The organism is Serratia sp. LSHTC3 (assembly GCF_057197125.1).
This window is the reverse complement of sequence record NZ_JBXUNP010000001.1, coordinates 1,348,902-1,370,233: the sequence shown is the minus strand read 5'-3', so window position 1 is coordinate 1,370,233 and position 21,332 is coordinate 1,348,902. Positions and strand designations below refer to the sequence as shown.

The 21,332-nt window shown below is 61.0% G+C and carries 20 protein-coding genes; 15 read left to right on the top strand and 5 right to left on the bottom strand.

The genetic code is table 11. From position 1 onward, the window contains the following. The first annotated feature begins 30 nt into the window (after positions 1-30). Both pbpG and AC2CGI_RS06520 read left to right on the top strand, forming a co-directional pair. The gene (gene pbpG, locus AC2CGI_RS06525) at positions 31-867 is read left to right on the top strand and encodes a D-alanyl-D-alanine endopeptidase (RefSeq protein ID WP_004938210.1); all 837 of its coding nucleotides are present in this window, start codon (positions 31-33) and stop codon (positions 865-867) included. 139 nt (positions 868-1,006) lie between these two features. After that, entirely contained in the window at positions 1,007-1,993 is a 987-nt protein-coding gene (locus tag AC2CGI_RS06520; RefSeq protein WP_076741202.1) for an MsnO8 family LLM class oxidoreductase, read from the top strand. On the opposite strand, the gene AC2CGI_RS06515 is transcribed toward AC2CGI_RS06520, so the two are convergent. Next, positions 1,990-3,294, bottom strand: a complete 1,305-nt coding sequence (locus AC2CGI_RS06515) for an aminotransferase class I/II-fold pyridoxal phosphate-dependent enzyme (protein WP_076741201.1) — start codon at positions 3,292-3,294, stop codon at positions 1,990-1,992. The two genes, AC2CGI_RS06520 and AC2CGI_RS06515, sit on opposite strands and share 4 nt — an antisense overlap. Positions 3,295-3,360: 66 nt before the next feature. Here AC2CGI_RS06515 and AC2CGI_RS06510 point away from each other — a divergent pair, with 66 nt between their 5' ends. From AC2CGI_RS06510 to AC2CGI_RS06500, 3 genes are read left to right on the top strand one after another with little or no spacing between them, the layout of a single operon-like run. Then, positions 3,361-3,615 (top strand): hypothetical protein, encoded by a 255-nt coding sequence (locus AC2CGI_RS06510; RefSeq protein WP_004938217.1) that lies wholly within the window; start codon positions 3,361-3,363, stop codon positions 3,613-3,615. Next, positions 3,612-4,328 (top strand): glutamine amidotransferase, encoded by a 717-nt coding sequence (locus tag AC2CGI_RS06505; RefSeq protein ID WP_076741200.1) that lies wholly within the window; start codon positions 3,612-3,614, stop codon positions 4,326-4,328. The genes AC2CGI_RS06510 and AC2CGI_RS06505 overlap by 4 nt, the downstream gene beginning before the upstream one ends. A gap of 3 nt (positions 4,329-4,331) precedes the next feature. Further along, positions 4,332-5,174, top strand: a complete 843-nt coding sequence (locus AC2CGI_RS06500; protein ID WP_076741199.1) for a PfkB family carbohydrate kinase — start codon at positions 4,332-4,334, stop codon at positions 5,172-5,174. A 44-nt stretch (positions 5,175-5,218) separates the two neighbouring features. Here AC2CGI_RS06500 and AC2CGI_RS06495 read toward each other — a convergent pair whose 3' ends face one another. From AC2CGI_RS06495 to AC2CGI_RS06480, 4 genes are all read right to left on the bottom strand, one after another. Continuing rightward, positions 5,219-5,932: a flagellar brake protein gene (locus tag AC2CGI_RS06495; RefSeq protein ID WP_004938226.1), complete on the bottom strand. Its 714-nt coding sequence runs from the start codon at positions 5,930-5,932 to the stop codon at positions 5,219-5,221. Positions 5,933-6,008: 76 nt separating this feature from the next. Next, the gene (locus tag AC2CGI_RS06490; RefSeq protein ID WP_015377972.1) at positions 6,009-6,791 is read right to left on the bottom strand and encodes an N-formylglutamate amidohydrolase; all 783 of its coding nucleotides are present in this window, start codon (positions 6,789-6,791) and stop codon (positions 6,009-6,011) included. A gap of 101 nt (positions 6,792-6,892) precedes the next feature. Continuing rightward, positions 6,893-8,614 (bottom strand): ornithine lipid synthase OlsF, encoded by a 1,722-nt coding sequence (gene olsF, locus AC2CGI_RS06485; RefSeq protein WP_015377973.1) that lies wholly within the window; start codon positions 8,612-8,614, stop codon positions 6,893-6,895. A gap of 155 nt (positions 8,615-8,769) precedes the next feature. Next, positions 8,770-10,440 (bottom strand): DUF4091 domain-containing protein, encoded by a 1,671-nt coding sequence (locus tag AC2CGI_RS06480; protein WP_076741198.1) that lies wholly within the window; start codon positions 10,438-10,440, stop codon positions 8,770-8,772. 465 nt (positions 10,441-10,905) lie between these two features. Here AC2CGI_RS06480 and AC2CGI_RS06475 point away from each other — a divergent pair, with 465 nt between their 5' ends. The 10 genes from AC2CGI_RS06475 (at position 10,906) to AC2CGI_RS06430 (ending at position 21,150) form a co-directional block, all read left to right on the top strand. Continuing rightward, a complete protein-coding gene (locus tag AC2CGI_RS06475) occupies positions 10,906-12,159 on the top strand; it encodes an ABC transporter substrate-binding protein (RefSeq protein WP_075684411.1) in 1,254 nt (417 codons plus the stop codon). Between the two features lie 78 nt (positions 12,160-12,237). Next, positions 12,238-13,179, top strand: a complete 942-nt coding sequence (locus AC2CGI_RS06470) for a carbohydrate ABC transporter permease (RefSeq protein ID WP_076741197.1) — start codon at positions 12,238-12,240, stop codon at positions 13,177-13,179. 10 nt (positions 13,180-13,189) lie between these two features. Beyond that, positions 13,190-14,008, top strand: a complete 819-nt coding sequence (locus AC2CGI_RS06465; protein WP_004938251.1) for a carbohydrate ABC transporter permease — start codon at positions 13,190-13,192, stop codon at positions 14,006-14,008. Positions 14,009-14,029: 21 nt separating this feature from the next. Beyond that, entirely contained in the window at positions 14,030-15,142 is a 1,113-nt protein-coding gene (locus AC2CGI_RS06460; protein WP_004938255.1) for an ABC transporter ATP-binding protein, read from the top strand. Positions 15,143-15,162: 20 nt separating this feature from the next. After that, entirely contained in the window at positions 15,163-16,446 is a 1,284-nt protein-coding gene (locus AC2CGI_RS06455; RefSeq protein WP_049240894.1) for a Gfo/Idh/MocA family protein, read from the top strand. A gap of 18 nt (positions 16,447-16,464) precedes the next feature. Continuing rightward, positions 16,465-17,370 carry an ROK family protein gene (locus AC2CGI_RS06450; RefSeq protein WP_076741262.1) on the top strand — a complete coding sequence of 302 codons (906 nt, stop codon included), beginning with the start codon at positions 16,465-16,467 and terminating at the stop codon, positions 17,368-17,370. A 334-nt stretch (positions 17,371-17,704) separates the two neighbouring features. Further along, a complete protein-coding gene (agaR, locus tag AC2CGI_RS06445) occupies positions 17,705-18,475 on the top strand; it encodes a transcriptional repressor AgaR (RefSeq protein ID WP_015377979.1) in 771 nt (256 codons plus the stop codon). A gap of 26 nt (positions 18,476-18,501) precedes the next feature. Next, positions 18,502-19,668 (top strand): SIS domain-containing protein, encoded by a 1,167-nt coding sequence (locus AC2CGI_RS06440; RefSeq protein WP_015377980.1) that lies wholly within the window; start codon positions 18,502-18,504, stop codon positions 19,666-19,668. Between the two features lie 9 nt (positions 19,669-19,677). Continuing rightward, entirely contained in the window at positions 19,678-20,532 is an 855-nt protein-coding gene (locus AC2CGI_RS06435) for a tagatose bisphosphate family class II aldolase (RefSeq protein ID WP_004938268.1), read from the top strand. Positions 20,533-20,838: 306 nt separating this feature from the next. Beyond that, a complete protein-coding gene (locus AC2CGI_RS06430) occupies positions 20,839-21,150 on the top strand; it encodes a hypothetical protein (RefSeq protein ID WP_015377982.1) in 312 nt (103 codons plus the stop codon). Positions 21,151-21,332 lie beyond the last annotated feature (182 nt).

The window sequence follows — 21,332 nt, the reverse complement described above, 5'->3', positions numbered from 1 at the left end:
TAATCACTTAGGGTCACTATTGCCGCCGTTATGCTTTTATCTCACGCTTTTCTCCGTCTGCCTGTCCGGCGCTTCGGCGCCGCCCTGCTGTTCAGCCTGCTGTTCGTTTTGGCGCCCGTGCATGCCGCTGCACCGCCGCTGGTGCTGAATGCCAAATCGGTGCTGGTCGTCAATCAACGCACCGGAAAGACCCTTTATCAGAAGCAGCCGAACCGCGTGCTGCCGATCGCCTCGCTCACCAAACTGATGACCGCCATGGTCGCCCTGGACAGCAAACGCCCGATGGGCAGCAAGCTCAAAGTCACCGCCGCCGATCGCGATCTGCTGAAGAAAACCCATTCGCGGCTGACCATCGGCTCGGTGCTCAGCCGCCGCGACATGCTGCACATCGCCCTGATGTCTTCGGAGAACCGCGCCGCCGCCGCGCTGAGCCGCAGTTATCCCGGCGGGCGCAAGGCCTTCGTGGCGAAAATGAATCAGAAAGCGCGCGCCATCGGCATGAAACGCGCCCGCTTCTACGATCCGACCGGGCTGACGCCGCGCAATGTGGCGACCGCCAACGATCTGCTGAAGATGGTCAATCACGCCTATCGCTATCAGTCGATTCGCCGCTTCAGCACCGACAAGCAGCAGATCGTGCGCCCCGGCCGCGGCCAGTTGGTCTACCGCAGCTCCAACGGCCTGATCAACAACCCCGCCTGGAAGATCCAGCTGCAGAAAACCGGCTTTACCGACGAGGCCGGTCACTGCCTGGTGATGCGCACCACCATCAAAGGGCAGCCGGTGGTGATGATCCTGCTCGGCGCGCAGCCGCGCTACGGCCACTACCGTGACGCCATTCGTCTGAAGGCCTGGCTCGAGGGGTAACATCGCGGCGCTTTACCGTTCTGCGTATATCCAAATCCGTTTTGGATCAATGGAATATCCTATCGCCAATCAGTATTAAGCCGTGCGCTGCCCGCATGGTATTTGTCAGGCATATCTGATGAGGAAAGGAGCGGGAAAAATGGCTTATGCCTTGAGCATATTGGAAAAAAGTCCGATCGCCGACGGGGAAAGCGCCGCGCAGGCGCTGGCGCGCACGCTGCAGCTGGCGCAACGGGCGGAACGCTGGGGGTATCGGCGTTTCTGGCTGGCCGAGCACCACAATACGCCGCAGCTCGCCTGCCCGTCGCCGGAAGTGCTGATCGGCTATCTGCTCGGCCAAACGTCGCACATTCGCATCGGCTCTGGCGGCGTGATGCTGCAGCACTACAGCGCCTACAAGGTGGCCGAAAACTTCAACCTGCTGGCGGCGCTGGCGCCAGGGCGCGTCGATCTCGGGGTGGGCAAAGCGCCCGGCGGGCTGCCGCTCGCCACCCAGGCGCTGCAGGCCGCCCATGACCGGCAAAACAAACCGGCCTTCCCGCAGCAGCTGTCGCAGCTGACCGCTTACCTGAACGACGACGCCGAACCGGGCCTGAGCGCCACGCCGCTGCCGCCGCAGGGCGCGCAGCGTTTTCTGCTCGGCGCCAGTAAAGAGAGCGCGACGCTGGCGGCCGAGTCCGGCTGGGCCTTCGTGTTCGCCGCGCATTTGAATGGCAATCCGCAGGATATCCGCGACGCGCTGGAGCACTACGCCGCACACAGCGGCGGCCGCAAGGCGCTGCTGGCAGTGGCGGCGATCGTGGCCCCCAGCGAGGAACAGGCCGCGGCATTGGCGGCGGAGATTCAGCAATACCGCGTGCACGTCGCCGGTGAGCAGAGCGTGACCGTCGGCAGCCTGGCGCAGGCCGAGAGTTTCGTGCAGCAGGCCGGCGCCACCGACTACCGCATCGAGCCGCGGGAAAGCCATATTCTGCTCGGCACCACGCAGCAGGTGCATCAACAACTGGCGCAGCTACAGCAACAGTACGGCGTGGACGAGTTCATCATCGACACGCCGATCGCCGAACCGGCCGCCCGGTTAGCCTCGCTGCAGTTACTGGCGGAAGAGAGTTTGACGCCGGCTTAGTTGATCGCCGCCGCCGCCCGCATGGCTTCGGACAGATCCTGCGCCAGCGGCGCCAACTGCGACGGCGTGACGTTCGCCAGGCTGACGCGGAGCGCCGGACCACACTTCAGGCGGAAAGGTTCACCGCCCTGCACCAGCCACCCCCGCTGCGCCATCAGCTGCGCGGCGGCGCTTTCCGACCTCACAGGCAGCCACAGATGCAACCCTTCACCTACCGCCAGCGCCGTGTGATTCAATGCATTGAGCCGCTGCACCAGTTCATCCCTTCTGGCCTGATATGCCTGTTGCGCCCGCGGCAGTTGCCCTTCCTGCAAGGCCTGTCTCCACAGCCTGGCGGCGATCTGTTGCAAGATATGGCTGACCCAGCGTTCGCTGATGTACTGATCGGCGCGCATCGCCTGCAGCAACGTCGGGTTGCCACAGGCCAGCGCGATGCGCAGATCCGGGCTGAGAAACTTGCTCAGCGACAGCACGTACAGGCCGCGATCGCCGTCGAACGGCAGATGCAGCGGCTGTTGCGACAACGGCCCCCAGAAATCGTCGACGATCGCCAGACACTGCGGATGGCCGCGTAGAAAACCTCGCCACTGCTGCGCACGTTGCGCTGAAAGCGAAGCGCCGGTCGGATTATGGGCACGCGGCGTCAGGATCACCGCGTCAGCCGCGCCGCTCTCCGGCAGCCGACAGCCCTGTTCATCCACCGCCAGCGGCAGCGGCCGCAGGCGCAGGTGACGCAGCAGCGTCAATAGCGGCGGCCAGCAGGGATCTTCCACCCACACCGCCGCCCCAGGCTGCGCATGGCAGCGCAGCGCCTTTTCCATCGCGTCCAACGCGCCGGAAAACACCGCCGGTTCCCCCAGCGTGACGCCCTGGCGGCTGAGCCACTCGCGTCCCAGACCGGTCAATACCGGCAGGTCGCCGCTGATGTCATAGCCGTTTTGCTGCGGGAACACCTCCGCCGCGCCAAGCCTCAGCGCCGGCAGCAAAGCGGCATCCAGGTTGCCGCTGGCCAGATCGCACATCCCCGCCGGCACCTGGCGCGGCGCATAGGTCGCACTCACCGCCGCCAGCGGCGGCTCCAGCACCACCGTTCCCGCCCGCCCGCGCGTCGCCACCAGGCCGGCATCGCGCAATCGGGCATAAGCGCTGGCGACGGTATTCGGATTGACCTCCAGCTCCGCAGCCAGTTGGCGTACCGGCGGCAACAGCTCGCCCGGCCGCAGCGCGCCGTCTTTGATGCGTGCGGCGATCTGCTCGGCAATCTGGACAGCGCCGCCGCCTTTTGCATACAATAAACTCATACATAAATCCTTTTGTACTAATTCAAATAAGATTAGCAGCTTCCGCGGCCAAAAGTAAGGGGTTCCATGGATAAACATTACGTGCTCGACATTCAGTATGCAGGAAAAGCCTTTGCCCGCCTGGAGATGTTCACCCCCTGGGCAGCCGATCAGCTGGAGCAGGCGTGCGCGCTGTTCCCGGCCGCACAGGGTTATCAGGTGCAGCTCAGCCAGGTCAGCGAACGCCGCATCGTCTACCAGAGCGGCGCGCAGGGCATCACGGTGCTGGGCGAGTCGCTGGCGCTGACGCCGTTCACCCACGCTCACGAGGTTAAACAATGAAAAAAGCCGTCGCCATTCGACACGTCAATTTTGAAAACCTGGGTATTCTCGGTTCCCTGCTCTCGCTGCGCGGCTATCAGATCGACTATTACGATGCCGGTCGCGATGATATTCGTGCTATCAATAATGAAGAAACCGATCTGTTGGTGGTGCTCGGCGGGCCGATCAGCGCCGCCCGGCACTTTTCCGGTGAGCAGCGCTATGATTTTCTCGACCATGAATTGGCGCTGGTCAAACAACGCCTGGCGCAGCGGCGGCCGACCCTCGGGGTGTGTCTCGGCGCGCAGGTGATCGCCCAGGCGCTGGGCGCTGAGGTTATTTCGCTCGGCGTTAAAGAGATCGGCTTCGCTCCGCTGACCACGCTCGCGGCCCAAGACGACTCGGTGCTGGCGCCGCTGGCCGATACGCCGGTGCTGCATTGGCACGGCGATATGTTCATGATCCCGGACGGCGCCCGCTGCCTGGCCGGCACGGCGATTTGCCCGCATCAGGCTTTCGACTATCAGGGGTTCGCGCTCGGTCTGCAGTTCCATCTGGAGGCGGATCACCGCGATATCGAACGCTGGCTGATTGGCCATGCCTGCGAGCTGGAGCTGGCCGGCATCGCGCCCCAGAGCCTGCGCGAACAGGCGGCGCGCCACGGCGCACGGCTGGAACAGCGCGCGCGGCAGGTGTTCGCCCGCTGGCTGGATAACAACGAACCAAGGATGTAACTCATGCAACAGACTTCACCCTTGCGATCACCGTCCATCGACGTGATCAGCATTCAATCTCAGGTGGTTTACGGCAGCGTCGGCAACGGTATCGCCTACCGGGCCCTGCTGAAAAAGGGGCTGGAAGCGCTGCAGGTGCCCAGCGTGCTGTTCGGCTGCCCGCCCTATTACGGCAAGCCGCATGGCGGCGTCATCTCCGGCGAGTGGTTCGGCGGCTTTCTCGACGATCTGATCGCCCGCGGCGTGATGAAACGCACCCGGGCGGTGATCGTCGGTTACCTGGGCGACGTGATGCAGTGTCATATTCTGGCCAACTGGCTGCAGCGGGTGCGCGCCCTCAATCCGCAGATAAGGATCTATATCGATCCGGTGATGGGCGATTACGGCGAAGGGATCTACGTGGATGAGCGCATCGTCAATTGCTATCGTTCGCCGTTCCTGCGGCTGGCCAACGGCCTGACGCCGAACGGTTTCGAACTGGAGCAGCTGTGCGGCCGCTCTCTGAGCAGCCGGGAGCAGACGCAACGCGCCGCGCAGGCGCTGTTAAACGACACCACCGAATGGGTGCTGGTCACCAGCGCGCCGGGCGTGGCACAGCACGAAGACGAAGTGGGTTTAATGTTGGTCACCCGGCAGGAAGCGCAGTGCTTTACCCATCCGAAGGTCAAATCGGCGGTCAAAGGCACCGGCGATCTGTTCACCGCACTGCTGGTGAGCCATCTGCTGCGCGGCGCCGCGCTCGACGCGGCCGTGGTTGCCGCCGGCGGCGAAGTGTGCGACGTGCTGGCCGAAGCGGCGCATTTCGGTTGGGAAGAGATCGGCAGCCTGCGGGCATTAAAACCGTAAGACCTGTGGAGAGTCAGGGGCAGCATGCCCGCCCCTGATAAATATCAGCGTTTTTTCTTTTTGTTGAAATCCAGCTCGAAGGCGAACACCGCGCTCTGAATTTTGCGCTCCATCGCCAGCCCCAGCTTGAGGAAACGGCACGACAGGCGCGAGAAGTGCACCACCTGGTCGTTATCGTCGGTTTCCTGATCGTCGTTGACCACCACCAGCTCCATATTGACCTTGAAGCTGCCGTAGCTGCCCAGATCCAGCTCCGCTTTTTTGAACTGCAGGCCAGGCTGGAAGAAATCCGGCAGCGGGCCGTCGAAACGCAAACCGACGCCGCCGGCGGAGAGATCGTGGATCCGCAGCTCATAAGGCGTGCCGTCCGGGTACTCGCCGGTGCAGAAGAATTGGCGCCAGTGCGGCGTAGTGATGCGGAACTGGCGGCGGCGCTGGATATAGACCAACTCCTGCGGCAGCCGGGTCGAGCAGGCCTGGACGCCCTGATGTTCGGTCAGTTCTGCCTGACCGACGGAAAACTCGATTTTGGCGTCGTGGCTTTCAATCACGATGGTGCAGGCGCCGTCGATGGCGTTTTCCGCTTCCTCACCGCTAAACACGATATTGTCCGGCCCGACGCTCAATAACAGACTTTGAAACCGGTGCTGCTGATTTTCTACGCGCAGCGGCGTGCGTTGTTTGCAAATTTCACGCAGAATCGCCAGAACTTCAAAACGCTCCCGTTTGATAAACAGTCCGTTATCGCTGTGCTCCACACGTCTCTCCTGACTTTTTTTCTAATGACGTCTTATGTATTCCTTATGGTTATCATCTCTGGGAATATTCCTAAAGTCAAATTTGCCAGCGTTGCCAGGCCTGCGGCAGCAGGCGCGCGAAACGTTTCGCCCATGCCTGTTGCCCGCGTTCGTCGGCGATCAGATCCTGGCGAATTTCGATGCCGACGTAAGGCAATCCGCGCCGTTCCGCGTGCACCGGCAACGTGTAGTCGGTGGCGTCGGTCATTGCATAGGGCTCGTTGATCCCCACCTGCAAATCCCCCTCTTCGCGCAGCAGCTCGGCCAGCAGCCGGGCGAATTCCGGGTAGCGATTAAACAGCAACCCCACCTGCCAGGGGCGCGATTCCCCTTTGAACACCGGTGTGAAACTGTGCATGGCGATCACCGCCGTCGGCAGTTCGCGCAGCTGACGTTGCCCCAAATGATCGTCGATGGCGTGGTGATACGGCAAAAACACCTCACGCTCGCGCGCCAGCGCGTGCTCGGCGTCAATACCGATATTGCCGGGTATCGGCGTCAGTTCGGACAAATGCGGGATCGAGCTGGCGATGCCGGGCGCCCGGTTGCAGTCGATCACCAGCCGTGAATAACGCTGGTGGATCAGGGTGGCGTCCAGCTGACGGCTCAGATGGCGCGACACGCTCAGCGCGCCGATGTCCCAGCCGATGTGGCGTTCGATCTCCCCCGGCGGCAAACCAAGGTCGCCAAGGGATTGCGGTATCGCCTTACCGGCGTGATCGCACAGCAGCAAAAAGGGCGCTTTGCCGCGCGGGATTTCCACGGCGGCGGCAGAGGGTTCATCGGCGGACAATAACGGCGGGATAAACGAATGGGGCATGACGGGCTCCGGCGGTGGAAAGCAAAACGTTTATCGTAGCGCTATCCCGTCGCCGGCCCCAAGGTCGTGCTTAGATCAAAAAGGCATGAGTCAGACTGTAGTCATGCCGTCTCGGCCGGCTGCGGCTGGTGCACCGCGATATAACGCTGATACCGCGATGGCTTGAGCCGCGTGGTATCCACCAACACCAGCCCGTCGATACAGTTGTTGAACGCCGGATCGGTGCCAAAGTCGATAAACTGTACCCCGCCCGGCTCGCACAGTTCGGTGTACTGCTTGTACAGCGTTGGGATCGAGCAGCCGATATTGCTGAGCAGGCTCTTCAGCCGCACCAGATCTTCCTGGTAGTTGTCCCCGGCAAACTGCGCCAGCACCTGCGGCAGCGACGCCGGATAAGGCCGCCGCGACTGCGCGAACGCGTGATCCGGCGAGAAATAGAGCCGATAGAAGGCGATCAGCAAATCACGTGCTGCCAGCGGCATGCCGCCGGAGATCGACACCGGGCCGAACAGATAGCGGTACTGCGGGTATTTCGACAGATAGGCGCCGATGCCCAGCCACAAATAGTCCAGCCCGCGCTTGCCCCAATAGGCCGGCTGAATGAAGCTGCGCCCCAGCTCGATGCCCTGCGCCAGGATCGGTTCCATATCGCGGTCATAATGGAACAGGCTGTTGCTGTAGATGCTCTCCAGGCCCTTACGCGCGATTTGTTCGGCGGTGGGGATAAAACGATAGGCGCCGACGATCTCCAGCTCCTCCTCGTCCCACAGCACCAGGTGATAGTAATCGTCGTCGTAGCTGTCCAGATCGCGGCGGCGGCCGGATCCTTCCCCCACCGCGCGGAAAGCGATCTCGCGCAGGCGCCCCAGCTCGCGCAGGATTGGCGTACGCGCTTCGTCATGGCGACGATAGAGATAGATGGTTTTACCGTCCGGCGTTACCCCCAACCGTTCGCAGTTCGCCAGCGCCTTTTTCAGCTCCAGACGATCTTCCGGCAGCGCAATCGGCGATTCGCTGGCGAACAGCCCCGGCTTGCCCTGGCCCAGACGATAGACGTGGCGGCGAAAACGCTCCGCCAGATCCTTGGCGCTGGTGTGGCCGTCGTGCCAGTTGGCGAACGGCACGCGGCCGCCGACGCGGATCTTGATACGCCCGCCCCGCTGCTGGAACATTTCGCGCACCAGCAGCAAGGTCGACAGCGGCCGGTAGACCAGAGAGGTAAAGTAGAACAGGTTGCTGTTGCGTGCGCTGATGTGGATCGGCACGATCGGCGCGCGCGCTTTGGCGGCCAGGCGCAGAAAACCGGTATGCCAGTGGCCGTCGCGGATGCCTTTCGGGCTCATGCGCGACACTTCGCCTGCCGGGAACAGGATCAGCGCCCCCTGGTTGTCCAGCTGCTGCTGCATGCCTTCAATCTGTTTGCGGCTGGTTTTATAAGCGACGTTATCCACCGGCACGAACAGGCTGCGCAGCGGTTCAATGTAGGTCAGCAGCTGGTTGGCCACCACTTTCACGTCCGGGCGCACCGCGGCAACGGCGCGCAGCAATACCAAGCCGTCGAGCGAGCCGATCGGGTGATTGGCCACGAGCACCACCGGCCCCTGGCTCGGGATGTTTTCCAGATCGCCGTCCACCAGCTCGCAGCTGAGGTTAAAGTAGTCCACCACCTGCTCGATCAGATCGAGCCCTTTCAGATGGGGATAATCGGCGGCGAACTGTTTGAATTCTTTTTCGAAGAGAAGGGTTCTTAGCAGGCTGCGCTGCCAGGCGGGGGTATTGCGGTGTGGAAATGCATCTTGCAACAGAGAATCCAGGCTGAACATCGCGTTATCTCCTGACGTAGTCGCTGCAAACTTAAGCCAGAGCCGTGACTCTGACATGTCAGTTACATGACAATAAAGTGAATCCATCGACTATCAGGTATAGCAAAGTAATGGCGAATTGGGAGCGAAAGACGCATTTTCGCCCCCACTTGCCTTCACATCGGCGCCAGCAACGCTTCGATGCGGCGGTTTACCGCGTCGCGCAGGCGCAGCAGCGAACCGGCCTGGTGCGGATAACGCTTGAAGGTGATGCGCATGCCCAGCTCACTTTCTATAAGCGCTTCCACCGTCGCCCGATCGGTCAAACTCTCCAGCAGCTGCAGCGCGCGCATGTCTTGCAGCCCCTGGTGCAGCACCCGCAGGCGCAGCGACTCCACCGGCTGCAGATCCTCACCGGGGTAGACCACGAACGGATCGCCGGAGGGAAACGCATGGCCGCTGTCGGTCACCGCGTACGGATTGATGCGTTCACGCGAATGGGCGCTGTTATAGAAGTTGAATCCCCAGTGCAGAAAGCCGGCGATGCGGTACAGATACAGCTGCACGCCCAATATGCGGTTGCGCGCCGAAGGCTGAGCGAAGAAGCGATTGGCGACCTCAGTCTTCTGCACGCAGCAGTAATAGGCCCACAGGCCGGGGACCTGGTGTTCGATAAAAGGTTCGAGGTGGTCGGTCGCAACGACCGGGGTTTCCACCAGGCCTTGCTGATAAAACGCGAAATCCGACAGCGCATCGAAGGTGCGGAAGCCATCCAGCAGCGGGCGCAGCGCGGCGCTGGCGCGCCGGTAGGCCGCCAGGTTGTCCAACGTCGGCTCATCGGAAACATGGAACCATACCTGCCGTTCCAGCCCCCGTTCGCGGAACCAAGCGGTCAACGCCGGCAGCAGCGCCTGTAGGAAACGCTGATACGCTTCGCCCTGCGCATCGGTGTGCCAGCCGAACTGCGTTCGCGTCTCGCCCTGCTCCTCCACCACGATCTTCGGCGCATGCGCCGCGCCCCATTGGGTAAACAGCGGCGCGATTTCGAAGTGCTCGATGCCCTCTTCCTGCGCCAACGCCACCCACTGCGCCAGACGGCTGAAATCGAAGCCATACCCGTGCGCCGAATGTGTCACCCTCACCAACTGTACCGTGGTGCGTTCGCCGCCAACGGCGGTATCCAGCGGCGGCGTGAACAGCGGCGTCAGCAGCATATTGACGCCGGCCTGCACCGCGCAGCGCACAAAGTTGCGCACCGCGCGCCAGTACGCCGGGCTGAACACCGCCAAACGGTAGTAATCCGCCAGGCAGTCGGTGTGCAGCCATTCGGTGTGCAACAGCGTTTGCGGCGGCAACGCCGCGGGCACCAGATGCAGCGTCAGTGTGGCCTCGGCCAGCGCCTCGCCGCTCTGGGCATCCAGCAGCCGCAGGGTCAACGGAAAGTCGCCGGCCAGTTGCGCGTCGGCCGGCGGCGTCAGGGTCAACCACAGGCTGCCATAATAGCGGCAGGCGGCAAAAAAACGCCGTTGCGGCAGCGGCATCAGCGGATCGGGAAATAAGCCCGGCTCGGTGGTCAGGTAATTCTCATCGGTCTCGCGATAACAGGGAAAACCGCTCGGCACCGATTGCACCTGGCGCACGCTGATATACTCCGCCAGCGGCCCGTCGAGTTGATAACACAGCTCATGGCGAGTCTCGTTGCCCGGGGTTTGCAAACAGTACACCGCCTGCCAGGACAGCTCCTCGTTATTTAACCCGCTCAGCCGATTTTCCACGGCAATGGGCGGCATATTTTGGCGATGAAATACTTTTTCCAGGCAATGCGTAAATACCAGAGACAGGCGCATGATATTTCGCCCTCTTTATTTTGGATGAATAAATGTTGTGAGATTCAGGCTAGCGTCTTTTATCGCCACAAACAATAGCCGGCAATAAAAAACGTTCAAGTGCCCTCCTCGGACAGCCCCAGCAAGATTTTTTTGTTTATTTGCATCACAAAAATGAAAGAAGCTGAAGCTTGCACAATAAAAATATTTTTAATCCCCATTATGGTGCAAGGGTTATCAGTTATTCCTATGCCTGCGAAGGCCGCTAAATGCCGCGCCACCGGGGAAAAACCCCGCCAAAAGGTTAATGAGATGTAAACAAAAACCCCTTTCACTTGGCCGTAAAAGCCTTTCGATTTTAACAACAATGAAACATTGTCGCCCCATTTTTGGGCGTTTGGGGGTGTATTGACACATTGAAAGTTAAGGGATAGAAAGAATTTACGTTGCGAAAAACGCTATTCGTCGCTCACCGAGGGGAAGGCAATGTCACCGATAAAAAATACCGGCCGCCTACTGGCGCATTCTATTCTTGCCAGCACATTATTATTACCCACACTGCTCCATGCCGCAGACAAAATAACTTTACGCTATGCCGTTTGGGACAGAAACCAATTACCTGCCGAACAGGAGATTGCCAAGCGCTTTGAACAGGCTAATCCGGATATAAAAATAGAAATAGAATTAACCCCCTCGGCGCAATATTTCGTTAAATTAGATTCCGCCGCCGCCGGCGGCGTAGCGCCAGATATATTCTGGATCAATATGCCTTATTTTGTGCAGTACGCCAAAAACGGCATTATGGAGCCGTTGGCGCCCTATATTAAGGACAGCGGCCTTAAACTGGACGACGTGGTCGCCAGCTCGGTGAAAGCCTATCAGTACGACGGCCAACAGATGGCCATCCCGCGCGACGTCGATTCCATCGCCGTGTGGTACAACAAAAAACTGTTCGATCAGGCCGGCGTCAGCTATCCCACCAGCGACTGGAGCTGGGACGATCTGAAGAGCAAAGCCGCCGCGCTGAAAAACGGGCTGAAAGGCGCCGCCTTCCCGCTGGTGATGGACCTCAGCATCGACGGCCAGGACAGCTACATGAACCTGCTGTTCCAAAACGGCAATCACATCGTGCCCAAGGATGGCCAGCCTACCGACATCGCCAACGACAAGTCCATCTGGGTCTATCAGCAACTGCAGGGCATGATGAAAGACGGCCTGATGCCGAGCGCCCAGCAGATGAGCGAAGTCAAAACCGAGAACATCTTCCAGTCCAACCGCGCCGCGATGGTCTATGCCGGCTCCTGGCTGGCGGCGCCGTTCGCCAATAACCCGCTGATCAACGACCACATCGGCGTGGTGATGATGCCCAAAATTGAACGCCAGTCCGGCGTGGCGCACAGTCTGGCCTTCGCCATGTCGGCGAAAAGCGCCCACAAGCAGGCCGCCTGGAAATATATCGCCTTCATGAGCAGCGAAGCCTCGCAGGCGGAGCTGGCCAAGGTGGTGATCCCGGCCAACAAGACGGCGGCCAAGGTCTGGGCGCAGCAGATCCAAAAGGTTGACGTCACGCCTTATATCCAGACCCTTGAAGTGACCCAGGCTTACCCCACCGCCGGCACCAATACGCCGAAGTGGCAAAACATGTGGATCGCCAGCCTGAAAAAGATCTTTATGGGCGCGGACGCTAAGCAGGAAATGGACAAATCGGTCAAGAAGATCGCGCGCGTCATGGAGCAGTAATCGCCCCGCCGCGGCGCGCTGCCCCGAGCGCGCGCCGCGGTGGACCCACGCTGAACGTCATAGGTGAGGAATGGCAACATGTCGCTGGCAGAAACGGCTACGGTCACCCTGAAACCATCCCGGCGCACCGCCCGCCCCGCGCTCAATCGGCTCGAACGCGCCGAACGCTTCTGGGGCTGGGTGATGATCCTGCCGCTGCTGTTGGGGGTGACGGTGTTTTACCTGATCCCCTTTTTGCAGAACATTTTCTACAGCTTTACCGATCTGAACCAATTCATGCGCTGGAGCAGCATCAGCGTCGATAACTATCTCAACCTGTTTGAAGACGACGACTTCTACACTGCCGCCGCCAACACTCTGTTTTACGTGGTGGTCTGCGTGCCGATCAGCCTGAGCCTGTCGCTGCTGCTGGCGATTGGCCTCAACCAGAACATCCGCGGCAAAGGCCTGCTGCGCACTCTGCTGTTCCTGCCGGCGGTCACCATGCCCGCGGCGGTGGCCATGGTGTGGCAATGGCTGTTCAACAAGGATTTCGGCCTGATCAATCAGGCGTTGGGCCTGCTGCACATTGCGCCGGTCGCCTGGCTGTCCGATCCGGACGTGGTGCGCATCAGCGTGTCCATCATCATCATCTGGTCGTCGCTGGCGCTGAAGATCATCATTTTGCTGGCCGGGCTGCAGAGCATTCCGCGCCAGCTGTACGAAGCGGCGGATATCGACGGCATCCCCACCCTGCGGCGCTTCTTCTGCATCACGCTGCCGATGATGGTGCCGACGCTGTTCTTCGTGTCGGTGATGAGCTTTATCGAGATCCTGCAAATCTTTGACGTGGTGTTCCTGATGTTCGACCGCGCACTGGTGGAGAACGACGTGATGACCGTCACCAACCTGTTCTACAAGTACGCGTTTTACCTGCAGGAAAAAGGTTACGCCTCCGCCATCACCGTGGTGCTGTTCGCCGTCACGCTGGTGATCACCCTGATTCAAATGGCGATCGGCAAGCGCCTGAAAGTCAGCTGAGGAGCTGCACATGAACGCAAGCAAAAAAACGCTGGTGTACCTGTTTATGGGGCTGGCGGCGCTGGCCTCGGTGGTGCCTTTTATCTGGATGCTGGTGACCTCGCTGAAAACCCAGGCCGAGAGCATTCAGATCCCGCTGACGCTGCTGCCAGCGCATCCCAGCCTGCAGGCCTACGGCCGGGTGATGCACGAAATCCCGTTCGCCGGTTTTTATCTCAACTCGCTGCTGGCGACCTTCTTCACCGTCACCCTGCAGATGGCGATCGCCACCCTGGCCGCCTATGGCTTCTCGCGCCTGCATTTTCGCGGCCGCGACGCGGTGTTTCTGGTGTGCGTGTCGATCCTGATGGTGCCCGGACAGGCGTTTCTGATCCCGCAATTCCTGGTGGTGCAGAAGCTGGGGCTGGTCAACAGCATCACCGGGCTGGTGCTGCCGGGCATTTTCAGCGTTTACGCCACCTTTCTGCTGCGCCAGTTTTTCCTGGCGGTGCCGAAGGAGATGGAGGAAGCGGCGTTGATCGACGGTTACAGCTACTTCGCCATCTTCTGGCGCATCATGCTGCCGCTGATCCGGCCCGGCATTATCGCCTGCGTCATCATCAACGGCCTGTGGAGCTGGAACAACCTGATGTGGCCGCTGATCGTCAATACCACCACCGAGAAGCTGACGCTGCCGGTTGGGCTGGCCTCGCTCTCCAGCCGCGCCGGGGTGGAATACCCGTTGCTGATGGCCGGGGCGCTGATGGCGGTGATCCCGATGCTGATGCTGTTCATTATTTTCCAACGCTATTTCATCCAGGGCATCGCCAGCGCCGGGGTGAAAGGCTAACGCGCAGACAAGGTAAACGACATGGCCGGAATTCAGTTAAACAGCGTTAAAAAAGTGTACCCCAACGGTTTCCACGCGCTGCACGGCGTCGATCTGGACATTGAGGATGGGGAATTTATGGTGTTCGTCGGCCCGTCCGGCTGCGCCAAATCCACCCTGCTGCGGATGATCGCCGGGCTGGAGAGCGTCAGCGAGGGGCAGATCCTGATCCACGATCGCTGCGTCAACGACAGCATGCCGAAGGATCGCGGCGTCGCCATGGTGTTCCAGAACTATGCGTTGTACCCGCACATGACGGTGTACAAGAACATGGCGTTCGGCCTGATCGGCAAAGAGAGCAAGGCCGAGATCGACCGCCGGGTGCGCGACGCGGCGGAAAAGCTGGAGATCACCAACCTGCTGCAGCGCAAGCCGGGCCAGCTCTCTGGCGGCCAGTGTCAGCGGGTGGCGGTCGGCCGCGCCATCGTGCGTAAACCCAAGGTGTTTCTGTTTGACGAGCCGCTGTCCAACCTCGACGCCAAGCTGCGGGTGTCGATGCGCGTGCAACTGATCGAACTGCACAATCAGCTGAAGCAGGAAGGCGCCGCTGCCACCATGGTGTACGTCACCCACGATCAGGTCGAGGCGATGACCATGGGCGATCGCATTTGCGTGATGAACCGCGGCGCCATCATGCAGGTGGATAAACCGATCAACCTGTACCACCACCCCGCCAACCGTTTCGTCGCCGAGTTTATCGGCAGCCCGTCGATGAATTTGCACGATCTGGCGATCGTGCGCGACGGCCAAACGGTGCGGCTGCGTATCGGCCTGCAGCACCAGCTCGATCTGCCGCCTGCGCTGCAACGGCAATTGGCGGACTACCCGCATGCGCGGGTGTGTCTCGGCATCCGGCCGGAGTCCTTGCGGCTGTGCGCGCCCGGCAGCGCCAACTGTTTCCCGGCGCAGATCGTCACTATCGAGCGCATGGGCAACGAAGAGCTGCTGCACTGCGAACTGGCCGATTTGCGCTTCGTGCTGCGCATGGCGTCGCTGCCGGATTGGGAGCCGCGCCTCGGCGAAAACATTCATCTGGCATTCGATCTGACGCGCGCGCATTTGTTCGACGAGCTCAGCGGCCAAAACCTCAAATAACAACAGCGGAGTATCCAGCAATGTCGTCAACACAACCCAACAGCTTTGCCCATCGCCCGGTGCGGGTGCTGGTGGTCGGCGCCGGGGCGCGCGGTGAAATCTACTCGCGCTATGCGCTGGCGCATCCCGATTTGATGCAGGTGGTGGCGGTAGCGGAACCGCGCGACGCCTACCGCGAGCCGTTCGTGGCGCAGCATGCCATCGCGCCGGAAAACGTCTTCACCGACTGGCGCCTGGCCGCCGACGCCGGCAAGCTGGCCGACGCGGTGCTGATCTGCACCCAGGATCGGATGCACCTCGAACCGGCGCTGGCCTTCGCCCGCCAGGGCTACGCCATGTTGCTGGAAAAACCGCTGTCGCCGGACGCCGACGAGTGCCGCGCCATCGTCGCCGAGGTGACGCGCCAAAAGCTGATCTTCTCGGTCGGCCACGTGCTGCGTTACACCCGCTATACCCAAAAGCTCAAACAGTTGCTGCGCGACGGCGCGATCGGCGACATCATCAGCCTGCAACATTTGGAACCGGTCGGCTACTGGCATCAGGCGCACTCCTTCGTGCGCGGCAACTGGCGCAACGATCGGCAGGCCGCCTTTATGCTGCTGCAGAAATCCTGCCACGACATCGACTGGATCCGCTACGTGATGGAGCAGCCCTGCGAACAGGTCAGCTCCTTCGGCAACCTGCGCCACTTCCGCCAGGAAAACCAACCGGCCGGCGCGGCGGACAACTGCCTGGATTGCGCGGTAGAGGCAAACTGCCCCTATTCCGCCAAACGCATCTATCTGGGCGACAATCACAAGGCCACGCCCGGTTTTCTGCGGGTGCTGACGCCAGAGCCCGACCAGACGACGCTGCGGGCGGCGCTGCGCGACGGGCCTTACGGCCGCTGCGTCTACCGCTGCGACAATAACGTGGTCGACCATCAGGTGGTCAATATGCAGTTCGCCGGCGGCCGCACCGCGTCGTTCACCATGACGGCCTTTACCCGCCACGAAGATCGGCACACCCGCATCTTTGGCAGCCGCGGCTGCCTGGAGGGCGACGGCCGCCATATTCGCATCACCTCGTTCCTCGACGACGGTGAAACGCATTACGACACCGACGCCGGCCAGGATCTGCACGCCATGGCCGGCCACGGCGGCGGCGACTACTACCTGATGCAGCACTTTATCGCGGCTATTCGCGCCAACGATCCGAGCCAGGTGCTGGCCGGCCCGGCGGAAGCGCTGGAGAGCCATCTGATGGTGTTCGCCGCCGAACGCGCGCGCCGCGAGGCGGCGGTGATCGCCCTGAGCGGAGCCTAAAGCATGGCGATGAGACAGATGCGTTACGGCTTCGACATCGGCGGCACCAAAATTGAAATGGCCGCTTACGATCGCCGGTTCAATCAGGTGCTGCTCCAGCGGGTGCGCACCCCAACCGGCGATTACGGCGAGTTCGTGGCCTGCATCGCCGGGCTGGCCGAGCAGGCGGATCGCGAACTGCACACGCGCGGCAGCATCGGCATCGGTTTACCGGGGATCACCGATCCCGTCAGCCGCCGCCAGTTAGCGGTCAACGTGCCCTGCCTGACCGGCCATTGCCTGGCGGATGACCTGACGCAGGCGCTGGCGCGACCTATCGCCATCGAGAACGACTGCCGCTGCTTCGCGCTGTCGGAAGCCAGCACGCCGCAAACCGCGCACCTGCCGCTGGTGTTCGGCGCCATCATCGGCACCGGAGCCGGCGGCGGCCTGGTGGTGAACCGGCAACTGCACAAGGGGCGCAGCGGCGTGGCGGGCGAATGGGGCCATATGCCGATATCTGCCCAGCTGGCGCAGCGTTACGATCTGCCGCTGTTCAGCTGCAACTGCGGGCTGACCGGCTGCTTTGAACGCTACGTCTCCGGCAGCGGGCTGCTGGCGCTGAGCCGCCATTTCTCCCATCCGGCCGCCGACGTGCCGGCGCTGGTCGCCTGCTATCGTGCCGGTGATGCGCTCGCACAACGGCTGATGACCATGTACGTCGACATCCTGGCCTGCGCGCTGGCCGGCTTACAGCTGCTGTTGGACGTCGATGCTTTCGTGCTGGGCGGCGGGCTGTCCAACGTCGGCGAGCTGTACCGGCTGTTGCCGCCGGCGATGCGGCGCTGGCTGCTGCCTGGCATGGAGCCGGCGGCGGTGTTCCCGCCGGTGCACGGTGACAGCAGCGGCGTGCGCGGCGCAGCGCTTTTAAGCGCGCCGGCATAAAAAAAAACAGTGAAAGCCCGGCGGTTGTCGAGCGATCGCTGCGGCTTTCGGCATCGATGGGCTGAATGAATAAGCGCAGGGAATTGGCGACTGAAAAATAACGAATTTGCCGTTTTCACTTTGCGTTAACACCGCTTTCGGTTGCCGCTCAACCGAAAGCAAAATCAAATATAACCAACTGATAGATATAGATATTTTAAAATTAATCGATTGCATTTCAGTGTTTCGTTTGCTGTAATTCGCCACGAACAACTGAAAGCGCTCCGGTCGGTATCGCTGCGGCTTATTAAGCCGCGGTCGGGCACGGCTACAGGTAAATCAGGAGTCTGCATTAATGATCAATACCGCAAAACGCCGGGAATTAATTATCGACCAGCTGTGCCGCGAGGGCTCGGTGCGTGTGGAGCAGCTCAGCCAGCAGTTTTCGGTGTCCAGCGTCACCATCCGCAGCGATCTGCGTCAGCTGGAACAACACGGCTGTGCGGTGCGCGCCTACGGCGGCGCCATGTTGAACAAACAGTTCGCCTTCGACCGCCCGCTGCAGGACAAGGGCCGCATCAATCGCGACGTAAAACACGCCATCGCCTGCGCGGCGGCGGCGCTGATTGAAGACGGCGACGCCGTCATCCTCGACTCCGGCTCCACCACCAGCCAAATGGCGCCGCAGCTGGCGGGGAAAAAGGATCTGGTGGTGATGACCAACGCGCTCAACATCGCTTTCGAACTGGCCAACAACGAGCAGATCGACCTGATGGTGGTCGGCGGCAGCGTGCGCCGCAAAGCCTGGTCGCTGTACGGCCCCGCCGCCGAACAACAACTGCGCCAGTATCGGTTCGACAAGCTTTTTCTCGGCGTCGACGGCTTCGATCTCGCGAGCGGCATCACCACGCCGGATCCGGGCGAAGCGCAGCTGAACCGGGTGATGTGCGAGGTGGCGCGCGAAGTGATCGCCATCGCCGACGCCAGCAAATTCGGCCGCACCAGCTTTTGCATGATCCGCGACATCGGCCAGATCCACCGCCTGGTCACCGACAGCCGCATTCCTGAACATTATCTGCAGGCGCTGCACCATTTAGGGATCGACGTGATTATCGCCGACCGTTAACCGAGGCTTTTTAAGGAGCTGTCATCATGAACGCGTATTTCTCTTACGAGACGAATTGGCTGAAGCAGCGCAACGCCTGGCATACCGCCGCAGAAATTTGGCAACAGCCGGATTTGTGGGCGACGCTGCATCGCCAACTGCAGGATCAACAGGCGCAATGGCAGCCGTTCCTGGCGCCGCTGCTGGCCAATCCGCGCCTGCAAATCGTCTTGTGCGGCGCCGGCAGTTCGGCATTTGCCGGCCGCGCCCTGGCCCCCTGGCTGCGCGAACGCACCGGCCGCGACGTGGTGGCTTACGGCACCACCGATATTGTCGCCAACCCGCTGCAGTATCTCGACCCTGACCGGCCGACGCTGCTGGTTTCCTTCGCCCGTTCGGGCAACAGCCCGGAAAGCGTGGCGACAGTGGAGCTGGCCGATCAATTGCTGCCGGAAAGCTATCATCTGATGCTGGTGTGCAACCCGGACAGCCGGCTGGCGCAGTACGCGCATCAGCGTGGCAACGTCTGCTCGCTGGTAATGCCGCAGGGCGCCAACGATCAGAGCTTCGCCATGACCTCCAGCTTCAGCTGCATGATGCTGAGCGCCGCGCTGCTGCTCGGCCCAACGTCGCTTGAGGCCGCCCAGGTGCCGTTGAACGCCATGGTGCAGCGCTGCCGCACACTGCGCGAAACGCTGCAGCCGCAGGTGAAGGCGCTGGCCGCCAGCGGTTTCCGCCGCTATATCACCCTCGGCGGCAGCTGCTTTACCGGCCTCGCCGAAGAGGCTTCGCTCAAGATGCTGGAGCTGACCGCCGGCCGCATCGTTACGCGCTACGACTCGCCGCTTGGCCTGCGCCATGGCCCGAAATTTATGGTCGACGGCCAGACATTGGTGGTGCTGATGTTCTCCCACCACGACTACGCCCGTCAGTATGACCGCGACCTGTGGAACGAACTGCAGCGCGACGGACTGGCAATGCAGCTGGTCGGATTGACCGGCGAACGCCAACCTCTCGCCGATGCCCTGCTGCATATGCACGATGCCGCTGACGATATCTGGCTGCTGTTCCCGTATCTGCTGTTCAGCCAAATGCTGGCCTTCGAGAGTTCGCTGGCGCTGGGGCTGACCCCGGACAACCCTTGCCCGACCGGCGAGGTTAACCGGGTGGTGAAAGGCGTGACGATTTACCGTTTTCCTTCCCCCGAGCTGTAAGGAGATCCCATGTATCTGATAGCCAACCGAGACATGCTGCTCAAGGCGCAGCGCCAGGGTTACGCCGTTCCGGCGTTTAACGTCCACAATCTGGAAACCGTGCAGGTGGTGGCGGAGACCGCCGCCGAGTTGCGCTCGCCGGTGATCATGGCCGGCACGCCCGGCACCTTCAGCTATGCCGGCACCGACTACCTGATCGGTATCTGTCAGGCGGCCGCGCACCGCTACGATCTGCCGCTGGCGCTGCATCTGGATCATCATGAAGCGCTGGACGACATCGAGCACAAGGTGAAAAGCGGCATCCGCTCGGTAATGATCGACGGTTCCCATTTGCCGTTCGAGCAGAATATCGCCAAGGTGGCCGCCGCAGTGGCCCTGTGCCATCGCTACGGCGCCAGCGTGGAGGCCGAACTGGGCCGCCTGGGCGGGCAAGAGGACGATCTGATCGTCGATACGGCGGACAGCTTCTATACCGACCCGGTGGCGGCACGCGAGTTTGTCGCCGCCACCGGCATCGATTCACTGGCGGTGGCGATCGGTTCCGCCCACGGCCTGTACCACGGCGAACCCAAGCTGGATTTTGAGCGCCTGGCGCTGATCCGCGAACAGGTGGACGTCCCCCTGGTGCTGCACGGCGCCTCCGGCATTCCGGAAGCGATGGTCAAGCGCGCGATCTCGCTCGGCGTTTGCAAGGTCAACGTCGCCACCGAATTGAAAATCGCCTTCGCCGATGCGGTAAAAAGCTACTTTTCACAGCACCCGGATGCCAACGATCCGCGTAAATACATCGTCCCCGGCAAGCTGGCGATGAAAGAAGTGGTGGCGGAAAAGATCCGCATCTGCGGCAGCAGCGGCATGCTGTAATCCCGCTCTCGCCCCCGTTGCTGCCGCCGCGCAACGGGGACGAAAACGGCCCGCCCTTGTCCGACTTTCCTGAGAGAACGATCACAGCCTGTTATCCCGCCTGCGCCTGAAATCATTAACCGGCCTTCACTATGATCCAAATCATGGTTTTACTCATCCTACCTCCCTATTATCAAATTCATTGAATGCGGGCAGTAGGATTTTTGCCCATTCGTTTTTATTTCTCCAAGCGAAATAGCTTATTTGATGAAAACAAGCGCACTTGTTTTTTAATTGGCAGTGTTTTTACTCTGAAAGGAACAGCATATGAACCATTACTTGGCCGTATTAAGCGCATTGGTCATTCTGCCCTTCGCTCTGCAAGCAAAACCGCTTTCCGGCAGCCAGGTCGCCTCCGGCGTCGTGCGCTTCACCGGCGCCATTACCACGCCGGCCTGCACCGTCAAACATCAGGATGAAAAGCTTATCTCCAGCTGCTTCGGTAAAGTGACGGAATATCAGAACGGGTATATATCCTCTTCGTTAAAAGAGATGCCAAAAGAATTAGTTTCTGCCGTCAGCAGTGAGTTGGTGAATAACGATCCCCATTTAAAGCGCGTGACTATCAGCTATAAGTAAGCACAAAGCGTTACTGCCTGCTGAAATAATAAACAAGACACAACTTGTCTTGATGACTTATAAATTTGTTTTATAAATTTATCGCACAATAACTCCCCGCCTTACCGTAAGCCGGCTATTCGGGCAACCCTGCGGTTGCCCATCAGCATGTCCGAAATCCGCCATCGCTCCCTCCCAGTTCA